The following is a 20,006-nucleotide window of genomic DNA, read 5'->3' as shown; positions in this document are numbered from 1 at the left end:
CGGAGGAAAGACATGAGTGTGAGAGCGCCTTCGGGCGGCAAGGACGTCGAACTGGTGATCGGCGGGATGACCTGCGCATCGTGCGCGAACCGGATCGAACGCAAGCTCAATCGTCTCGACGGCGTCGAGGCGACGGTCAACTACGCCACCGAGAAGGCCAAAATCCATGTGCCCGAGGGGTACGACACCCAGCAGCTGATCAACGAGGTGCAGCAGACCGGCTACTCGGCGACCGTACCCCAGGCCCCCGCAGGCGGGGCCCGGGCGGTGGGCGAGGGCAACGCCAACGATCCCGACAGCGGCGACGAGCCCGACCCCGAATTGACGTCCCTGCGGCAGCGCCTGATCGGCTCGGCCGTGCTGGCGGTACCTGTGATCGCGATGGCCATGGCCCCGGCACTGCAATTCACCTACTGGCAGTGGGCATCCCTGGCGCTGGCGGCGCCGGTGATCCTGTGGGGCGCCTTCCCGTTCCACCGGGCCGCGTGGATGAACCTCAAGCACGGCACCGCAACCATGGACACGCTCATCTCCATGGGCACCCTGACAGCGTTCCTGTGGTCGCTGTACGCGCTGTTCCTCGGCACCGCGGGCACCCCGGGGATGACGCACGGCTTCGAGTTCACCATCGCGCCGTCGGACGGTGCGGCGAACATCTACCTCGAGGTCGGCGCAGGCGTCACGGTGTTCATCCTCGCGGGCCGGTACTTCGAGAAGCGCTCGAAGCGGCAGGCCGGCGCCGCGCTGCGCGCCCTGCTCGAGCTCGGCGTCAAGGACGTGGCGGTGCTGCGCGACGGGGCCGAGGTGCGGATCCCCGTCGGGGATCTGGCGGTCGGCGACGAGTTCGTGGTGCGCCCGGGCGAGAAGATCGCCACCGACGGCATCGTGACCGCGGGGTCCTCGGCGATCGACGCGTCGATGCTCACCGGCGAATCGGTGCCCGTCGAGGTGTCCGCCGGCGATGCGGTCACCGGCGCAACGGTGAACTCCGGTGGCCGGCTGGTGGTGCGGGCCACCCGCGTCGGCGCGGACACCCAGCTGGCGCAGATGGCGCGGCTGGTCGAGGACGCGCAGACCGGCAAGGCGGAGGTGCAGCGGCTCGCCGACCGCGTGTCCGGGGTGTTCGTGCCGATCGTCATCGCGATCGCGTTCGCCGCCCTCGGCGGCTGGCTCGGCGCCGGCTTCCCCGTGGCGGCGGCGTTCACCGCGGCGGTCGCGGTCCTCGTGATCGCCTGCCCGTGCGCGCTGGGCCTCGCGACGCCGACCGCGTTGCTGGTCGGTACCGGCCGCGGTGCGCAGATGGGGGTGCTGATCAAGGGGCCGGAGGTGCTGGAGTCCACCCGCAAGGTCGACACCATCGTCCTGGACAAGACCGGAACGGTCACCACAGGCAAGATGACGCTCGTCGAGGTGATCGCTGAGGACGGCGTGGACGAGCACGAACTGCTGCGGCTGGCAGGCGCACTGGAAAACGCTTCCGAGCACCCGATCGCGCAGGCCATTGCCACCGCGGCGACGGAAGCCACCGGAGCACTGCCGGCGCCGGAGGGCTTCGCCAACATCGAGGGCCAAGGTGTGCAGGGCGTCGTCGACGGCCACGCCGTGATCGTCGGCCGCGAGTCCTTGCTGACGGACTGGGCGGTCTCACTAAGCGCGGACACGGCAGCCGCCAAAGCCCGCGCAGAATCCGAGGGCAAGACCGTCGTCGCCGTGAGCTGGGACGGCCACCCGAAGGGCGTCCTGGTCGTGGCGGACACTGTGAAACCGACTAGCGCCCAGGCGATCAGCGAACTACGGGCCCTGGGCCTGATGCCCGTGCTGCTCACCGGCGACAACACCGCCGTCGCGCAGCAGATCGGAGCGGAGGTCGGCATCGACGAGGTGATCGCCGAAGTCATGCCACAGGACAAGGTCGCGGTCGTCACACGGCTCCAGGAGCAGGGCAAGGTCGTCGCGATGATCGGCGACGGCGTCAACGACGCCCCGGCCCTCGCGCAGGCGGACCTCGGCCTCGCCATGGGCACCGGCACCGACGTCGCGATCGAGGCCTCCGACATCACCCTCGTGCGCGGGGACCTCCGCAGCGCAGTCGACGCGATCCGCCTGTCCCGCAAGACCCTGAGCACGATCAAGACGAACCTGTTCTGGGCCTTCGCCTACAACACCGCCGCGATCCCCGTCGCCGCGGCGGGCATGCTCAACCCGATGCTCGCCGGCGCGGCGATGGCCCTCTCCAGCGTCTTCGTCGTCGGCAACAGTCTGCGGCTCCGCGGATTCCGCAGCGTCTCCGCCAACTGAATCCCACACAGTAGAACCGCCACCGGCCTCCGGCCGGGCGTATACCCCCTACCGGAATGGAGTACATGATGGGTACCGAAAGCAAAGCAGGAGGAGGCACCACCCGTTGGTGGGCACTCGCCTTGATCGCCACCGCGCAGTTCATGGTCATCATGGACACCTCGATCATCGGCGTGGCCCTGCCGCAGATGCAGGCCGACCTCGGGTTCACCCAGCACAACCTGTCGTGGGTGTTCAACGCCTACGTCATCGCCCTCGGCGGCCTGCTTCTGCTCGGCGGTAGGTTGTCCGACCTGTTCGGCGCCCGCCGGATGTTCGCGACCGGTTGGCTCGTCCTGCTCGTCGGCTCTCTCGTCGCCGGGCTCGCCACCAACGTGGGCATCGAACTGACCGGCCGCGCCATCCAGGGCGCTGGCTCCGCATTGATCGCCCCCTCTGCGCTGACATTGCTGATGATGATCTTCGGAGCGAACCCGAAGGAGCTCACCAAGGCTCTCGCGCTCTACGGCGCAGCCGCCCCGGCCGGAGGTACCGCCGGTGTGTTCCTGGGTGGCGTGATCACCGAGTACATCTCGTGGCCCTGGGTCTTCTTCATCAACATCCCTATCGCCGCGATCGCCCTCATCGCCACCCCGGCCCTGATGCCCGGCGGGGCGATGGGCGGCCGTGGCTCGGTGGACATCTTCGGAGCGCTGACCGTCACCCTCGGCCTCGCCGCAGCGGTGTACGGCATCGTCCGTGCCCCCGAGGCCGGCTGGGGCTCCGGCGAGACCTGGATCGCACTCGGCGTAGCCGCGGTCCTGCTGGTGGCGTTCGTGGTCTCCCAGGCCGTGCGTCGTGAACCACTCATGCGGCTGTCGATCTTCCGCACCCCCAACCTGGGCGCGGCCAACCTCGCCCAAATCCTGCTCGGCGGCGCGTGGATTCCGATGTGGTTCTTCCTCAACCTCTACCTGCAGCAGGTCCTCGACTACACCGCGTTCCCATCGGGAGCAGCACTGCTGCCCATGACCGCGCTGATCATGCTCGGCATGATCGTGCTCGCGCCCCGAATCATGGGCGCGTTCGGGCCGAAGGTCCCCATCGTCGCCGGACTGCTGATCCTCGCCACCGGCATGGGATGGCTATCGCAGATCCGACCCGACGGCACCTTCTGGGTCGACGTACTGCCGGCCTCCCTCGTCGCCGCACTCGGCATGTCACTGGCCTTCATCCCCTCGCTGGGCACCGCGATCTCGTCGGCCCGCCCCGAGGAAGGCGGTCTGGCCGCAGGCATCGTCAACACCAGTTACCAAGTCGGATCAGCGCTCGGGCTCGCCGCCATGACCGCCGTCGCCGCCGCGTTCGGCGCCGACCAACTCGGCAACCCGCAGGCACTCACTGACGGATTCTCCGCCGCTTTCCTTGGCGCTGGAGCAATCGCTTTGGTCGGCTCCGGGATAGCTCTGGTCACGCTGCGGCGCACACCAGCCGCTGAGCTGGGGAAGGATACGGACGTGACTACGACCTGAACCAAGGTTCTCCCATCCGAACCCGGCGGAGCAAACCCGCCGGGTTCGGCGTGTGAACGCACCCGCGCGGCCTTCGACTACTGACGCCGCATCCGCCTGCTACCGCCGGTGCCGACCGGCCACAGCAGGTCGTCGATGGGACGTGCCGGACGGCTCAGATCCAGTCAGTGCGCCGGAGCGATGCAGGGCGCCCAACGCTATCGTCGCCGCGGCGCCGATAGCGATCAGCACCGCCCAGATCAACCCCGGAAACCCCAGGCGCACACCCAGCGACAACAGCGCGCCGGTCCCCAGGTTCCCGGCGAGGATCCCCACGCCGACGACCGTGTTGTACAGCCCGTAGTGGGTGGCGACCAGCCGATCGCCGGAAAGGTTGACCACGGTGTCCATCTCGAACGGAAAGACGGTCGCGGTCGCGATCGCCAGGCCGGCGGCAGCGACAAGCAGCGCACCGGCAGCGGTGGCCTTCCCGGCCAGCGTCGCGGTCGGTACCACCAGCAACGGCACGAACGCGCTGGTCATCACCGCCATACCCACTCCCAAGCTGCGGGTGGGGCCGAATCGACGGCGGAACCAGCTGGTGATCCGTAGCTGCCCGGCGACCGCGATGATCCCGGTGACCACGAACACCGACGCCACCAGGTACGTCGACGAGGGTTCGCTGCCGGTGATCGCCGCCGCGTGCAACGGCAGCGCCAAGTACACCTGGAACGAGAGCACGTACGATCCGATCATCGCGCAGGCGAACAGGACGAACTGCCGGTTCCCGGCCACGATCCGCCAGTCCGCCAGCACCGAGCGCCGCGGTTCGCAAGCAGGCGCACCCTCGCGGCGATCGCGAGGCAGAGCGAGGATCTGCGCGACGGTCAGCGCGGCGAACACCAGCGCGGCCACCAGCGAGGTCACGCGGAAGTCGAACGCCATGAGCAACACCCCTACCAGGGGGCCGACGAGGATCCCCGCCTGGTAGAAGATGTTGAAGATCGCGAACGCTTCGATGCGTCGGTCTCCGGCGTCCGCGGCGAGGTAGGCGCGCACCGCGGGGTTGAACAAGGCGCCGGCGAACCCGGTGGCCGCGGAAGCGGCAAGCAGGGCGGGCAGGGAATCAACCGTGGCCAGCAGAGCGAACCCGACGGTCCGCAGCAGACACCCGGCGACGATCAGCGGCTTGTAACCGAGCCGGTCAGCCAGCGTGCCGCCGACCAGGAACATGCCCTGTTGAGAAAAGTTGCGGATTCCCATCACCAGACCGATGGCCCACCCTGCAAGCCCGACGGGCCCGGCCAGGTATCCGGCGAGATAGGGCATGAGCATGTAGAAGCCGAGGTTGATGGTGAACTGGTTGACCATCAACACCTGGCTGGGCCGGTCGAAGGTGCGGAACGTGGCGATCGGTCCGGTCATCGCGCATTGAGAGGGTCGCGGACCGCCTTGCACCGTGACCATCGGGTCACCACGGTCGCGGTGGGGTCGGCGATGGTTACCGGCGCGGACGGCGGCGCCATGGTCGGGTCGATGCCGTTGGCGTGGCAGTACTCGTCGCTGTACACGGTTCCGTAGTACCGCTGTGGGCCGTCGGGGAACACCGCGGCGACGACTGTGTCCGGTGAGCGGGTGCCGGCGATCCACCCGGCTACCTGTGCGACTGCTCCGACGCTCCAGCCGCCGGTGGCGTAGTGCGTCGATGCCAGGGCCCGGCACGCCCACACCGATTCGGCGGGGGCGACCCAATGCACCTCGGAGAACGCCGAGTAGTCGACATTGCCCGGGTAGATGCTCGAGCCGAGACCGCGCATAAGCCGTTTGTGCGCGGGTTGACCGAAGATGGTCGATCCGATCGTGTCGACGCCGACGAGCTCGACGTCGGGCAGGAACTGCCGCAGAGTGCGGCTGATCCCGGCGGAGTGGCCCCCGGTGCCGACGGAACAGACGAGGACGTCGATGTGCCCGAGCTGAGTGAGCAGTTCCAGCGCCAGGGGCTGGTAGGCGCTGACGTTGTCCGGGTTGGTGTACTGATCCGGGCACCAGGCCGTTGGATCTGTGGCCAGGAGGGTTTGGACGCGGTCCCGGCGGGCCTGCTGCCACCCGCCGCTCGGGTGCGGTTCGGTGACCATATCCACCCGGGCGCCGTAGGCGGCGAGCATCTGGGTGAGGATCGGTTCCAGTCCCGGGTCGGTCACCAGTGTCACGGGATGATCGTGCACGATCCCCGCCAACGCCAAGCCGAGTCCCAGGGTGCCACTGGTTGATTCGACAATCCGTGCGCCTGGCGCCAGATCGCCGCGCGCTTTCGCCCGCTCGACCATGTGCAGAGCGGGCCGGTCCTTCATCCCGCCAGGGTTGAAGCCCTCCAGTTTCGCCCAGAAACCATGTCCGGCGGGTGCGAACGGCTCGGCGACCCGCATCACCGGTGTGTTCCCCACCAACGCGCCAGGCCGGTCCGACGACGCCGTAGGTTCGCCGAACTGCCGGTACGGCAACGCCGGATGATGCAGCGGTACTGGCGGTTGTTGGGCGGGAACCGTGGTCACGTGGAGGCTCACGTCGGGGTATTCCTTTCGGACGGCGAAGCAGGATCTCGCGGGTGTGCGGCGACGCCGCCCGCCCGCAGCAGAGTTCCGCTGCGGCATCGGCTGGGGAGCCGGTCGGGCGGCGCGCCTGTGGCCCGTCCGGGTGAAGGCGGGTCACATCGTGATCAGTCCGGTGAGGGGTTTCTGATCGCTTTCGACTGTGCGTGCCGTAACTGGGATGTTACGTTTGCTCAAGGTCAAGATTTGCTCAAGATCGCCGTCCCAGGTCGACCGTCGGCATACCGTCAGGCCACGATGGGAGGCATGGATGCGATTGTTGCCGAGCCCAGGCCGGCGGCGGTGACTGAGCCGCGGCCGAAGCTGGGCCTGCGTGCGATGGTCATCGAGGACGAACCCGACCTCGCCGAGGTCATCGCCGACTACCTGCAGCGCAGTGGGTTCGACGTGGAGATCAGTGGCGATGGCGCCGCCGCGGTGACCGCTGCGCATCGCCTGCCCCCGGACGTCGTCGTCCTCGACCTCGGCTTGCCCTCGCTGGACGGCGTCGAGGTCTGTCGGCAACTGCGCACTTTCTCCGATGCCTACGTGGTGATGGTCACTGCCCGCGCCGACGAGGTTGACACTCTCGTCGGGCTTTCGGTCGGAGCGGACGACTACCTGACCAAACCGTTCAGCCCCCGTGAGCTGATCGCCCGGATCGAAGCGATGCTCCGCAGGCCGCGCGCCGGAACCGTCAATGCCTCTGGCATGCCGCTGCCCGGGGAACGCCGCATCGATGAGCTGGTGATCGACCCGCAGGGGCGGGAAGTGAGCCTTGCGGGGACACCGATCGCGCTCACCCGAACTGAATTCGACTTGCTCGATGTGCTCTCCCGCCGACCAGGGATGGTGTTCAGCCGCGATCAGCTCCTCTCCGAGCTCTGGGGTCCCGGTTGGGTCGGCGACGCCCACGTCGTCGACGTCCACATCGCGAGCCTGCGTCGCAAGCTCGGTGACACCGCGGCCGAGCGCCGCTACATCCGCACCATTCGCGGGATCGGGTACCGAATGGGTGACGGCCGGTCGCAACGATGAGCACGCTGCTGTCCGGTCGGCGGGCCGGCGGGCGGCAACGTTCGGGGTTCACCACTCGCCTGTTCATCGCCCAAACCGTCGTGATCGCCGCAGGCGCCGCAAGCTCAGCGTTGGTCGCCTGGACGGTCGCGCCGCACCTGTTCCACACCCACATGGCTCACGCCGGCCTGCCCACCACATCCCCGCAGGCCAAGCACGTCGAAGAGGCGTTCGCCTCGTCGCTGATCGTGTCCGTGTCGGTCGCCCTGCTCTGCTCGGTGGTGCTGGCACTGGTGGTCAGCTGGCTGATCACCCGCCGGGTGCAGCGCTCGATCAGCGCCGTGGTCACCTCGACGGCGAACATCGCCGCTGGTAACCACGCCGTCCGTGTCCCGCCCAGCCGCCTGGGCCGTGAATTCAGCGACTTGACCCGCAGCGTCAACCGGCTCGCCGAGCAGCTCGACACCACCGAGGAGATCCGCCAGCAGATGCTCTCGGACCTCGCCCACGAACTCCGCACCCCGATCACCACGATCGCCGCGCAGATCGAAGCCGCCGAAGACGGCATCCGCACCCCGGGCGAGCAGATGTACGGCGTCATCCGCAGCGCCACCGGCAGGCTCAAACGCCTCGCCGACGACATCGATTCGGTCTCCCGCGCCGGCGAACGGCAATTGCGTGTCGAACCCGAACCGACCGCGGTCAACGACATCACCACTGGCGCTGTCCGTGAAGCGCAACCTGGCTACGACGAAGCGGGTATCCACCTCGTCCTCGGCCCGACCAGCACCGACCTCGTCGATGCCGACCGTGCCCGCATCGGGCAGACCTTGGCGAATCTGCTTAGCAACGCCCGCCGGCACACCCCACCGGGCGGCAAGGTCACGGTCAGCAGCCGACGCCGCGATCACAACCTGATCGACATCGTCGTCGACGACACCGGCGACGGCATCGCCCCCGAGCACCTCCCGCACGTCTTCGACCGCTTCTACCGCACCGACACCTCCCGCAATCGCGACGCCGGCGGAAGCGGGATCGGATTGACCATCGCTCGTGCGCTCGCCGAAGCCCACGACGGATCCCTCACCGCTACCAGCCGCGGGCCAGGCCGGGGCGCCCAGTTCACGCTAACGTTGCCGATCTACCAGTGCCGCAGCGGCAAGCGTGGCTACCCGGCGTCAGCCCCCGACACCACCGAGGTGTCGAACTCACCTCCCAGACAAGCCCACCGCAGAGTCCCCCAGAGAATCCCGGCTAGAAGGAAGAACCCATGAATCCCAAGCGACTGTTCACCACGGCGGCTGTTACCGCCACGATCGCGCTCGCCGTCACCGCCTGCGGCGACGGCATGTCGTCGATGAACCACAACACCGCCACCACCACATCGGTCTCAACTCAGACTTCGATGCCCGCCGGGCACTCAATGAGCAGCTCCCAGAGTTCTTCCCCCGCATCGCACCCCAGCATGCCGGGGATGCCAAGCATGCCAGGAATGGACCACGGCAGCCCCTCCACCAGCCCCGCCGCGCCATAGACACCGCCTCTTCCAGCCTCTCGACTCGACTAAGGGGATCACGCATGACACCGGTGACCAGACGAACAGCCCTCTTCGGCGGCCTCGCCGCTCTCGGCGTCGGAGCGCTCGCCGCGTGCGGCGACAAGACCGCCAGCACGCCCGGCGGCGCCTCCCGTCCGCTGCAGGGTCCCCCGCTGCAAGCAACACCCCAGGCGGGGCAGAAGGTCGTTGAAACGACACTCACCGCCCGGGAGAGCACGGTCGACCTCGGCGGCATCACTGCTCGGACGTGGGCCTACGACGATTCCCTGCCCGGGCGGGTCATCCGCGCCAACGCCGGCGACTTCCTTCGCGTGACCCTCGACAACAAGCTCCCCGCCGACACCAGCATCCACTGGCACGGCATCCGGCTGCGCAATCCGGCCGACGGCGTCCCCGGCGTCACCCAGGATCCGATCCGCCCTGGGGGCAGGTTTGTCTACGAGTTCACCGCCCCCGATGCCGGTACCCACTACTTCCACCCGCACGTCGGCGCGCAACTCGACCGCGCCCTGTACGCCCCGATCATCATCGACGACCCCAACGAACCCGGCGCCTACGACGCCGAATGGATCGTCGTCCTCGACGACTGGACCGACGGCGTCGGCAAGAACCCCGACCAGATCCTCGCCGACTTCCAAGCCAAGACCGGCCCGATCAAACCCGGCATGGACATGGGCGGCATGGACCACTCGTCGATGCCCGGCATGAGCAGCTCCCCGCTCGGCGATGCCGGGGACGTGATCTACCCGCATTACCTCATCAACGGCCGGATCCCGGCCGCGCCCACCGAATTCCGCGCCAAACCCGGACAACGCATCCGCCTGCGAATCATCAACGCCGGCTCCGACACCGTCTTCCGGGTCGCCCTCGGCGGACACAGCATGACCGTCACCCACACCGACGGCCACCGAGTGCAGGACAAGCATGCCCGGGCTCTCTACGTTGCGATGGGTGAACGATACGACGTGACCGTCACCGCAGGCGACGGCGCGTTCCCCCTCGTCGCAGCCGCAGAAGGCAAGAACGGCCAGGCACTCGCAGTCCTGCGCACCGGCTCCGGCGCCGCCCCCGCCGCCGACATCCGTCCCGCCGAACTGGACGGCCCCGTGCTCCTCGGCGCCACCGAGCTCGCCGCCGCCGACTCCGCACGCCTACCCGCCCGCGAACCGGAGTCGACGATCAAAGTCTCGCTCAACGGCCAGATGGACCCGTACGCCTGGGGTATCAACGGCAAGAAGCACGGCGAGGACACCCCTCTGAGCGTTACCAAAGGTCAGCGGCTGCGCATGCAGATCACCAACGAAACGATGATGCTGCACCCGATGCACATTCACGGGCACACCTGGGCGCTGCCCGGCAGCGGAGGACTCCGCAAAGACACCATCCTCATCAAGCCCATGGGCTCGGTCGAAGTCGACCTCGACGCCGACAACCCCGGAACGTGGGCCCTGCACTGCCACAACATCTATCACATGGAGATGGGCATGATGACGACCCTCAAGTACACGTAACACCGTCCAAGGCTGCAACACCGGTCAAGGGGGCAGACCCCGTAGGTGATGGCTGGTTCCGTCACTTGCATTGGTAGGAAGCGTGGCATGCGCCGAGAGTCTGAACTGGTATCGCCGCGCCGTCGCGCCCCCCGGGACCTTCGCCGCGGCACCGAGGTGCTCCTCGTCGCGATGTCGCTCACTGGGCGTGTCCACCAGGCTTCGCCGCCACGCCCGCCACACTGTGGCCACCGGTACCCGTTCGCAGTGGGGCGGGTTGTGACAGGGCCGGCTGCCGACGCATCTCGGCGGGTTCAGCAGACCGGTGCTGGTTCGGTCCTGGGGCAGAGATCCGCATGTCGGTTTGCGCTAACGCTCGGTAGTATTCGCACCGCCGGCTAACCAGGTAGCCCATGGCACCGACCAGTCGCCGTTCTGCCACTGCTCCAGCGGCGGGCCGCCGGTGTTGCGGACCTCCACCACGTCGCCCGGCTGGCTGATCCCGAAGAACCACTCGGCGTTCTCCGGGTGCAGATTGAGGCAGCCGTGCGATTCGTTGCGCAGGCCCTGCGCTTCGATGTTGTCGAGCGCGTGCAGGTAGATGCCGTCGTTGCTGATCCGCGTGGCCCAGCCGATGGTCTGCTTGTAGCCCAGGCGGGAGTTGATCGGCAGCCCGTAGGTGGACGAGTCCATGATCACCGGGTTCGCCTTGTCCAGCACCGTGTACACGCCGCGCTGCGTCCAAAAGTGAAGCGTCTTGCCGTTGATCACCTCAGTGCCGCCCTGCCCCATCGACGTGGGCATGGACCGCACCATCTGGCCATTGATGAACACCTGGACCTGCTTGGTGGTGTCGTCGGCGATCAAGACGTGGGATTCGCCGATGCTGAAGGTGATCGCGACGTCCTTCTCGCCCCACAGGCCCGGGCTGACCTCCCTTCCGAATACCTTCGCTTCGACCGTGACCTTGGTGCCCGGCGGATAGTAGTCCTTGGGCCGCCACGCCACGGTCTTGTCTGTCGTCCACATCCACGCGCCTGCGACAGGCGGGGTGGTGGTCGCCGTCAGCAGCTTCTGCGCCATCGCTCGGTCGGTGATCCGCTCGTCGAAGTGCACCACCGCAACCTGCCCGACCCCATACACGGCACCATCGTTGAGCGAGTTGCCGCCGGTGCTCTCGAAGTACGGCAGCGTCTTGTTGGTGCCGTCGACCATCACCGTGCTGAAGGTGCTCGTGTGCTCGCGCTGCTGGCCGAGCGCACCATACTTCACCACCAGCGTATAGAGGCCGTTGTAGGCAATGGGGGTCGCCAGCTTCCAGGACAGCATGTCGGGCGAAACGTTGCCCTCGACCGAGTCACCGTTCGCGTCGATGAGGGTGACCGAGACCAGCGTCGCATTGGCGACCGACACCGACACCGGCGCAATCGGGCTCACGTCCTTCGCGCCATCGGCGGGGGTGACGGCGACCTCCGCCGGGCCGGCCGTAGCACCAATGGCGGCAGTGATGCTCGAGGAGCCCGTGGCAGGGCGCCCGCCGTGCGGGACATCATCTGTGGCACACCCTGCGACGATGACCGGCACCGTGCCAACCGCAGTAAAAAGCAATGCACGTCGATCTATCTGACGCAGGCCGAGTTGATCAGTACGTCGGTCTTGAGCCGTCACAGCATGCCCCCTGCCGAGCGCGACGTAGGCTGAGGTCGTCGAGGCGCAAATGGAACCGAACGGCATATTGCAGATATTGGTGCGCATACATTACCCAATTGCGGCGGCGCGCCACATGTGGCATCAGAGCTCGGCATCAGCACGGAGCTGCTGCTCCGATCGAGGGGAGGCCAGCACTGCCGGCAACGGTAGCGCAGAATCCGACGGCCGATCGGCGACGATCCCGCCGGCCGGGATCGTGCGCGCGGCCGTGTGCGACATATCGCGACCGGTGTCGAGGTCATCGACGACCTCCTGCACCTTAGGTGGGCGCTCACTGTCCCACAGCACGTGCATGACTGCCGATTCCAACTCACCAGACAAGGCTCGCACTACTCCTTCGTGCTATCGCGGATAGTTGCAGGATCTTGACGGAATCTTGAATACCGCAGATCAGCACCCACGCAGACGCTGTCGGTGACGCTCGGGTGGTTCCGCCGCCGCTTCCGCATGTGACGACTGTGACGTACGGTTCGGATGGTGCGGCAGAGGTGACTGCCATCCAGGAGACCATGAAGCGGCAATGTATCTGCACACCAACTGATTCCGCCCCTCGGGGATGCCCGGGATGGCTAGGCGAGGTATCGGCGCCGGGTCGCTAGATCGAAGGAGAACTCGTGGCTGCACAGCGGCGATGGTCATCTCGCATACACCGCGCTTCGGGGATCGTGATCATCACCGCGCTGGTGATCGTCAGCCCGGCGCCGGTGCAGGCGCGGCACATAGCTACCGATCCCGGTGCCGGTCATCCGGTGGCTGTAGTGCCGACCCTAATCGTACGGGTCGCCGACCTCGAGCAGCAGATCGCGGCGTTGCAGGACGATGTGGATGTGCGACGGCAGTCAGTGAACAAGGCGGCGATCGACGTGGCGGTGTCAGCCGACGCGGCGAGGGCCGCCGGAAATGCGGTGATCGTCGCTGACCGTGAAGTCGCTGCGGCAGATCGCGGTGTCGCCGACGCGCAGCGAGAGCTGGACACGATGATCCGTGCCCTCTACGTCCAAGGCAATGTGACAGGAGGATTAGCGGATGCGGTGACCGCCCCGGATGGCCCCACCGCTCTCGACCGGACAGCGATCTTGCGCCGTCTGGCATCCGAACGGGCTCGCACCGTAATTCGGATGACCGAGTCCCGCCGGCGGGCAGAGCTGAGCCGCAGCGCAGCGCGCGCCGCGAAGATCGCGGTCGACGCCACGACCGGCGCGGCCGCTGACCGTCGACGCCAAGCCGAAACATCGGTGGCGATAACGCTAGAACGCTTGCGCCGGGCATCCGATCAACGACGACAGCTCAGCACTCGCCGCACGGTAGCCGCCCGGGCACTTGAACAAGCGAAGGCAGCGTCGGACGACCCGGCGAGTCAGCAGCGGATCTACGACCAGTTTGTAGTGGCCGAACAACAATCGGTCCCCGTGACGTCAGCACCCCCTGCCTCCCAGGCCGCCGCGACCACTGGGGCCGTGACCGCCGCACCCGGTAACGCTGCCTCATCGCTGTTGGGGCAACTGACCTCCTTGTTCGGGATCGGAGCGCCGGTGCCGCAGGCCCAGACCGCGCCTCCCGCGACCGCGACCACGCCAACAGCACCTGTGTCGGCCAGCTCGATGACCGGTCAGCAGATGATCGAGGCGGTCATCGGCCGCGGACTGTCCGTAGTGGGTACCCGGTACTCCTGGGGCGGCGGCGACATCAACGGCGCCACCGTCGGAGTCCGCGACGGCGGGGTCGCCGATAGCTTCCGGGACTTCGAAATCCCCGGGTTCGACTGCTCGGGATTGACCCTGTTCGCGTTCGCAGCCGTCGGGATCAAGCTGCCCCATTACAGCGGCTATCAATACAACATCGGCATGCGAGTGCCATTGTCGCAAATGAAGCGGGGCGACATGATCTTCTTCGGCCCCAACGCCAGCCAGCACGAAGCCCTCTACCTCGGCGACAACCAAATGCTCGAGGCCCCCGAGTCCGGGTCCACGGTCAAGGTCTCACCGCTGCGAACCGCCGGGGCAATGCCATACGCCGTCCGTCTGATCAACTCATGAGGCCCCACCTTGGCTGGCATTGTCGGGGTGGACATAGATGCTGTGCTCGATGACTCCGGCGTAGACGCAGCGGCTGGACACCGGTGACGCGGCGACCCACCCGGTGACCTGCCTGCAATCGTCGAGGGCGACGAATCGATGCGCCGGGAGGTGGCGGTGGTCGACTGCTGCAGGTCGTCGACGTTGAGGGGCTAGTTGGACGCGCGGGACATGAGCACCTCCGAGGCTGAGACACATACGCCCAAAACGCTTCCCGTGGTGTCGATATCAGCGCCCCGATCTGCTGCGCACCGCTCGCCGCCGGTGCGATGGACGCCGGAGCCGCGCTCGAGTCTCTCGCCCTGCGACTCAAGGCCCTCGCCGACCCTGCGCGGATCCAGCTGATCTCGATTCTCATGGCCGCCCGTCCCGGCGAGGTCAGCACGGGCGACCTCGCCGAAACGGTGAACCTGTCCTCGGGACCGTGAGCCACCTCGGCCAGCTGAAGAAGGCTGGCCTGGTCAGCTCCGACCGGCGCGGGCTCAACGGTCTTCTACCGCGCCGAGCCGGGTTCTCTCGAGGCACTGCGTGCCGCGCTGGCCACCCTGCTGCTGAGGTGATTCTCGTCAGTTCGGTTCGGCCGCTGGGCTGTCACGGATCGATCCCTGTTCCGGTTCCGTTCCATGGTTTCCTGGCCTTCGTCGTTGCTGGGTTCGAGCGCCTGGGCGCGCAGCTGGTGGCGGGTCTGCGGCCAAGCCCGGCGCCCTTCGCGGGTGTGGAGCTGGTGTTCGTGCACCAGGTGCCAGGCTGCGCGCAGATTGGCCGGGAAGCTCCGGGCGACGGCCTCACCGAGCATCGCCTCGTGGCGCTGGCCGTGTTCGCGCCAGATCAGGAATGCGTAGGTGCGGCGTGCTTTTCGACGGCGGGTGAACTTGATTCTGCCGAGTGCGATCGTGCCGTCATCGCAGATGATGCGGCGACGCAGTTCGCCGCCGGCGGCAGTGTCCTGCTCGGTTTGGTGTTCACGCAGGGTGGCCGCGGCTGAGCGCACCGCGTCGGGCGGTAGCGGCGCCGAACGCCACTTCCGGCGGACTGTCCGCACAGGAACCGGGCCGGTTTAGACGCTACTCAGCTGCGGACGCAGCCGCGGGAACGGCCACGAGTCACCGAACACGTCCTGCAGTTCCCGCGGTCGGGTCGCGGTGATCGCGGCGATGTCGGCGACGGCGTAGCGGCTGCTGCGCAGCGAGGTGAGGAACTCGGCGGCCGCCTGCGGACGGACCGGGTACGTCGAGCGCCGCTTGTCCCGCAGCAGGTTCCGGGCGTTGAGGGTGCGGAACCAGTACCGGTACTGCGATTCGGTGATGTCGGCGTGCACGTGCGCGCGGCGCACCAGCGCGGATAGGCTCACGCCCCACCGGCGCCGCAGATCGTCGAGGGCATCGATCCGGGCCGGCGTGATTCCCCGCAGCTCGTCTCGCAACGACCCGTAGGGGGCGAGGAACTCCGCTGCGAACCGATCCGCCCGGTTCTCGATCTCCTTGAGCCCCAACGACACCCCGGACAGTTCATCCATCACCAGGTGCCCCAGCTCGTGCGCGAGGGTGTGCCGCTGCCGGTCCTCGGGAGTGTCGGGGTTGAGCAGGATCACCGCCGTCACCGGGCCGGTGGTGCGGACGCTGATCGCGTCGACCTTGTCCACATCGGAGGGCATCGGCAAGATCATGATCCCGGCGCTCTCGAGCAGACCCGCGACATCGGAGACCGGGCCATGCAGCCGCCACGCCTTGCGCACCAGCTGGGCGGCCTCCTCCGGGCCCTCGTCGAGCAGGTCCACATCCAACTGTGGCACCGACCGCGGATGCACCGCGGTCGCGAGCGTGTCCTCATGGAGCCGATTGAGCATCCAGCCGGCGAAGTTAGCGTGCTGAATCAACCTGTCCTGCAATCGCTTGGTGACGGCTTGGCTGCGGAAGTGCACCCCCTCGGGCGGTTCCTGCGGCAACACCGTGCACAGCAGCTCCTCGGTCACATCGAGCACCTGCGCCCACAACGTCAGGTCAGCACCGCTGACTGATCCGTCGCCGCTCTCAGCGCGCGAGACGTAACTCGGAGAGCGACCCAGGGCATCAGCGACCTGCTTGGCGGTCAGTCCGCGGCGCTCACGAGTGGCGGTCAGCGTCGCGGCCACCGCGCCGCGGTCGGTCGACAGCGGCGAACGCGATGCCCGCGAATCAAGATCTGTCACCGTTCCCATAGCCAGAATCGTAGACCTTCCCACCCACACGGATCACGCTGACGTGCCGAACACCACGCAATGATTCCCCGCACACCGGTAATCTCTGCCGTCACACCAGCCCCACCGAGGGATCGGCCCCGCAGATGCGCCTGACGCTAATCGTCTGCTGCGGTGCCCTCGGCGGCGTTCGGGTTGGTGGGGATATCGAAGCGGCTGCGCTCCGCGGCCAGGCCGGCGCGGCGAGTCAGGACGGCGATGTCGGCTTCAGCGCGGAAGAGCCGATCCCGCAAATCCTCGTTCTCGGCACGCAGCCGAGCCGCTTCCTCACGGGTGGCGTCCGTCGTAGCCAGCACCAACGCGCGATCGGACGTCATCAACCACGGCACCCGGCGCCGACGCCAGGAGACCAGCATGCGCCGCGCCGCGTCCATATCCACCTCATGCGGCGCCCACAGGTACCGCTCGCCGAGGCGGGTGCGGGCCTGCACCCCGGTGATCCGGTTCGCGTCGTTGAGCGTTCCGGAGAGGTCGACGTTGGTCACCGCGAACTCGGCGGTGCTGACCACGTCGAACGGCAGCGTGTAGTCCTGGCACTGCTGCTTGCGCAGGCGCTGGCGTTCGCTCTGCGATACCTGCCTCCAGGGAGTGTCCCGCTCCACCTTCACGTGCAGGTTGCCGTGCACGATCAGCTCGGTCCAGTTGTGTGGCTCGTGCAGCCGCACGTGCGGCGGGTTCACCTCGTTGGTCCATTCGCGCAGCCCCTCCGACCACACCATCGCGGTTAGCAGGCCCCGCGACTTCGAGTCGTACCGGCGGCGCGACGCCGGATCCAGGTACAGCGCCTCGCACAGCTGCGTGCACGCCTCATCCGCAGCGAGCGCGATCGCGGCGATCGGCACCATGTGCGGCCGCAGCATTCGCAGCGCTTGCGTTCGCGGCGCCCTCGGACGCAGTCCCTCGATTCGCACCATGACGCCTCCCCAGAAGTCGTTACCAAACTTGCTGTCTATCTTGCAGAGGGGGTAACGATCCTGACGTTCGGACACGCCGCAGCGCAACCACTCGAAACTCGACGGCTCCGACCGGGGCCGAGGAGACCGGGGCCGAGGAGACCGGGGCCGAGGAGAAGACAAGGGAACCGATCGCCGAGCCGATGCGTCCAATAGGAGTGAGCACCGATCGCGACTTACCCGACGGCACCACCGAGAGCGACATCCGGGACGACTTCTACGACGGAGTCACCGTGCTGCCGCCCTGGGTCGAAGCCTGGTTCGCTCAGGAACGCGCACGCCACCGCACAGCCCGCGGCGAGAGCCACCCCGACGGAGACGACTGGAACCACTGGGAAGAACAGCTCAGCAACGACTGACCGCCCTCCAACCAACGTTCGCTACAGCTCAGATAACACTGACGCACACGAACACTGCTCCACCACAGAACACCGTCCGCTACAGAGTGAGACAGCCACCAAGTAGCTACAGATAAGAACGCCGCCGCGAGCTGCGCATGCAGCGCGTCCCGCCCCAGCCCGCCGAGGGCCGCGAGGGCCTCCAGCCGCGCGGGCACCTCACGTGGCGAATTCGCGTGCACCGTGCCGGCTCCGCCGTCGTGGCCGGTGTTCAACGCGGTGAGCAGGTCGACCACCTCCGCCCCGCGGACCTCGCCGACGACGATCCGGTCCGGCCGCATCCGCAGCGACTGCCGCACCAGATCGCGCACCGTCACCGCGCCGACGCCCTCGACGTTCGCGCCGCGCGCGATCAGCGACACCACGTGCGGGTGCACGGGGGCGAGCTCATGGGCGTCCTCGACGCACAGCACCCGCTCGCCGGGCGCGACCGCGCCGAGCAGGCCGTTGAGCAGCGTCGTCTTCCCGCTGCCGGTCCCGCCCACCACGAGGAACGCCAGCCGCGCCGCGACGACGCTCCGCACCAGGTCCGCGACCTCCGCCGGCACCGCGCCGGACGCGATGAGGGCGTCCAGGCTCTGCGTCGCGGGACGCAGCACGCGCAGCGAGATGCAGGTGCCGCCGTGGGCCAGCGGAGGCAGTACCGCGTGCAGCCGGATGCCGCTCCCGGCCCGGCCGCCCGGGACCGGAGGGAGGTGCCCGTCCACCCAGGGCTGCGCGTCGTCGAGGCGACGGCCCGCGCCGAGCGCCAGCCGGGCGGCGAGGCGGCGCACCGCGTCGTCGTCCTCGAACCGCACGTCGGTGCGGACGAGCCCCTCTCCGCGGTCCACCCACACCCGGTCGGGCCCCGCGACCAGCACGTCCGCCACGCGGGGATCGGCGAGCAGCGGTTCGAGGCGGCCCGCCCCCACGAGTTCGGTCTCGAGGTAGGCGAGGCCGTCCAGCAGCTCGGTGTCGCCGAGGACGCCGCCGCACTCCGCCCGCAGGGCCGACGCCATCACGTCCGGCGTGAGGACCGTCGCCGTGTGGGCGAGCCGCTCACGGACCCTGGCCAGGAGATCGCCGCCCCCGGCGCCCGCCCGGGTCACGCCGCGCTCCGGCGGACACCGTCGAGCACCCGGCCCGCGGCCACGGCGAGCGGCGAGCCCTTGCGCAGCCGCAGTCCGCCGCCGTCGAGCTGCGCGTCCAGGCCCGCCTGCGGGCGCATCGAGGCCAGGAGGGGAAGGCCGACGGCGCGCTCCACGTCGCGGGCCGAGAGGCCACCCGGCGCGGGGCCGCGCACCACGAGCCGCGCGGACCGGGCCCGGCGCGCGACCCCGTCGACGACGGACCGGGCCGCGGCGCAACCGCGCACCGTGGCGGCGACGACGACCAGCACGACGTCGGCCACCTCGAGGCAGGCGACGGTCGCGGCGTCGGCGCGCCGGGGTAGATCGACGACGGTGACTCCCACACTCCGCCTGCCCGCGTCCAGCACCGCGAGCAGCGCCTCGGCGGGGATCTCGGGCGCCGGCCCGCCGCCCACGGACAGCACGGCGACGGCGTCCGCCCTGCCGGGCAGAGCCGCGACCAGAGCGTCCGACGGGACGTGCCCGCCTCGCAACGCGAGATCGCCCCACCGGAGTCCCGGCAGGTCCGCGCAGCCGAGCAGGAGGTCGAGGCCGCCGCCCCACGGGTCCGCATCGACCGCCAGCGCCGTGACGCCCCGCCCCGGGGCCGCGACCGCGATCGCGCCGGCGAGCACCGACGCGCCCGCGCCCCCGTGACCGCCGAGTACGGCGACCACGCGGGAGCGCGCACCGTCGTCCGGCTCTCGGGCCGCGAGGAACCGGGCCAGCTCGCGCACCTGCCCGGGCAGCGCGAAGACCTGCGCCGCGCCCACGTCGACCGCCGCGGACAGCTCGGCCACCGAGGCCTCCGCCGCGACGATCGCAACGCCGTCGCGGCGGGGCAGGCCACCCGCGCGGGCCGCTTCCGCCATGGTCGAGGCGGCCTCCAGGTCGAGTACCAGTCCGGTGGCCGACGCCCACGCCGACCTGGGCCGGCCCCTGTCGATCTCCGTCACCGCTCGCGCCGCGGCCGCGGCGGCGCGCCGCACGTCGTCCGCCAGCGCCGGATCCGCCACCGCCATCCCGATCTCCATCCCCCGCATGCACCGAGCATCACCCGCACGCCCGCCGCCGCCTCCCCGGG

At 68.7% G+C, this 20,006-nt stretch carries 16 protein-coding genes and 1 pseudogene; 9 read left to right on the top strand and 8 right to left on the bottom strand.

The window, feature by feature from the left end; translation table 11 throughout:
* The first annotated feature begins 12 nt into the window (after positions 1-12).
* On the top strand, positions 13-2,298 hold the full coding sequence (locus BN39_RS08105; protein WP_040766037.1) for a cation-translocating P-type ATPase: 2,286 nt from the start codon (positions 13-15) through the stop codon (positions 2,296-2,298).
* Positions 2,299-2,366: 68 nt separating this feature from the next.
* Positions 2,367-3,809, top strand: a complete 1,443-nt coding sequence (locus BN39_RS08100) for an MFS transporter (RefSeq protein ID WP_040766992.1) — start codon at positions 2,367-2,369, stop codon at positions 3,807-3,809.
* A 99-nt stretch (positions 3,810-3,908) separates the two neighbouring features.
* Here BN39_RS08100 and BN39_RS08095 read toward each other — a convergent pair whose 3' ends face one another.
* On the bottom strand, positions 3,909-5,213 hold the full coding sequence (locus tag BN39_RS08095; RefSeq protein ID WP_019201880.1) for an MFS transporter: 1,305 nt from the start codon (positions 5,211-5,213) through the stop codon (positions 3,909-3,911).
* Positions 5,210-6,304 carry a PLP-dependent cysteine synthase family protein gene (locus tag BN39_RS08090; RefSeq protein ID WP_371190627.1) on the bottom strand — a complete coding sequence of 365 codons (1,095 nt, stop codon included), beginning with the start codon at positions 6,302-6,304 and terminating at the stop codon, positions 5,210-5,212. The genes BN39_RS08095 and BN39_RS08090 overlap by 4 nt, the downstream gene beginning before the upstream one ends.
* A 339-nt stretch (positions 6,305-6,643) precedes the next feature.
* Between BN39_RS08090 and BN39_RS08085 the strand changes: the two genes are divergently transcribed.
* The 4 genes from BN39_RS08085 to BN39_RS08075 are packed head-to-tail and all read left to right on the top strand — an operon-like array spanning position 6,644 to position 10,462.
* A complete protein-coding gene (locus BN39_RS08085) occupies positions 6,644-7,414 on the top strand; it encodes a response regulator transcription factor (RefSeq protein ID WP_019201878.1) in 771 nt (256 codons plus the stop codon).
* Positions 7,411-8,667 carry a cell wall metabolism sensor histidine kinase WalK gene (locus tag BN39_RS08080; protein ID WP_019201877.1) on the top strand — a complete coding sequence of 419 codons (1,257 nt, stop codon included), beginning with the start codon at positions 7,411-7,413 and terminating at the stop codon, positions 8,665-8,667. Before BN39_RS08085 ends, BN39_RS08080 begins: the two co-directional genes overlap by 4 nt.
* Positions 8,664-8,927, top strand: coding sequence for a hypothetical protein (locus tag BN39_RS23165; RefSeq protein ID WP_148281442.1), 264 nt, complete (start codon positions 8,664-8,666; stop codon positions 8,925-8,927). The genes BN39_RS08080 and BN39_RS23165 overlap by 4 nt, the downstream gene beginning before the upstream one ends.
* A gap of 44 nt (positions 8,928-8,971) precedes the next feature.
* Entirely contained in the window at positions 8,972-10,462 is a 1,491-nt protein-coding gene (locus BN39_RS08075) for a multicopper oxidase family protein (protein ID WP_019201874.1), read from the top strand.
* Positions 10,463-10,810: 348 nt separating this feature from the next.
* On the opposite strand, the gene BN39_RS08070 is transcribed toward BN39_RS08075, so the two are convergent.
* Complete coding sequence (locus BN39_RS08070; RefSeq protein WP_237741632.1) at positions 10,811-12,196, bottom strand: Ig-like domain-containing protein; 1,386 nt, start codon at positions 12,194-12,196, stop codon at positions 10,811-10,813.
* 36 nt (positions 12,197-12,232) lie between these two features.
* Positions 12,233-12,445, bottom strand: coding sequence for a hypothetical protein (locus BN39_RS08065; RefSeq protein WP_019201872.1), 213 nt, complete (start codon positions 12,443-12,445; stop codon positions 12,233-12,235).
* Between the two features lie 371 nt (positions 12,446-12,816).
* Here BN39_RS08065 and BN39_RS08060 point away from each other — a divergent pair, with 371 nt between their 5' ends.
* The 3 genes and pseudogenes from BN39_RS08060 (at position 12,817) to BN39_RS08050 (ending at position 15,211) form a co-directional block, all read left to right on the top strand.
* On the top strand, positions 12,817-14,187 hold the full coding sequence (locus BN39_RS08060) for an NlpC/P60 family protein (protein WP_019201871.1): 1,371 nt from the start codon (positions 12,817-12,819) through the stop codon (positions 14,185-14,187).
* A 210-nt stretch (positions 14,188-14,397) separates the two neighbouring features.
* A pseudogene (locus BN39_RS08055) lies at positions 14,398-14,786 on the top strand (Rv2640c family ArsR-like transcriptional regulator).
* Positions 14,783-15,211, top strand: a complete 429-nt coding sequence (locus BN39_RS08050) for a hypothetical protein (protein WP_019201869.1) — start codon at positions 14,783-14,785, stop codon at positions 15,209-15,211. The pseudogene BN39_RS08055 and the gene BN39_RS08050 overlap by 4 nt, the downstream one beginning before the upstream one ends.
* Positions 15,212-15,283: 72 nt before the next feature.
* On the opposite strand, the gene BN39_RS08045 is transcribed toward BN39_RS08050, so the two are convergent.
* From BN39_RS08045 to ssd, 4 genes are all read right to left on the bottom strand, one after another.
* Positions 15,284-16,423 carry an ImmA/IrrE family metallo-endopeptidase gene (locus BN39_RS08045; RefSeq protein WP_081585960.1) on the bottom strand — a complete coding sequence of 380 codons (1,140 nt, stop codon included), beginning with the start codon at positions 16,421-16,423 and terminating at the stop codon, positions 15,284-15,286.
* 137 nt (positions 16,424-16,560) lie between these two features.
* Complete coding sequence (locus BN39_RS08040) at positions 16,561-17,451, bottom strand: hypothetical protein (protein ID WP_148281441.1); 891 nt, start codon at positions 17,449-17,451, stop codon at positions 16,561-16,563.
* Between the two features lie 229 nt (positions 17,452-17,680).
* Complete coding sequence (locus BN39_RS08035) at positions 17,681-18,901, bottom strand: TadA family conjugal transfer-associated ATPase (RefSeq protein WP_019201866.1); 1,221 nt, start codon at positions 18,899-18,901, stop codon at positions 17,681-17,683.
* Entirely contained in the window at positions 18,898-19,965 is a 1,068-nt protein-coding gene (gene ssd, locus BN39_RS08030) for a septum site-determining protein Ssd (protein ID WP_040766029.1), read from the bottom strand. Before ssd ends, BN39_RS08035 begins: the two co-directional genes overlap by 4 nt.
* Positions 19,966-20,006: the final 41 nt, after the last annotated feature.

Source organism: Tsukamurella sp. 1534 (genome assembly GCF_000312385.1).
In the GTDB taxonomy this organism is placed as follows: Bacteria; Actinomycetota; Actinomycetes; order Mycobacteriales; family Mycobacteriaceae; genus Tsukamurella.
This window is presented reverse-complemented; position numbering and strand designations above follow the sequence as displayed.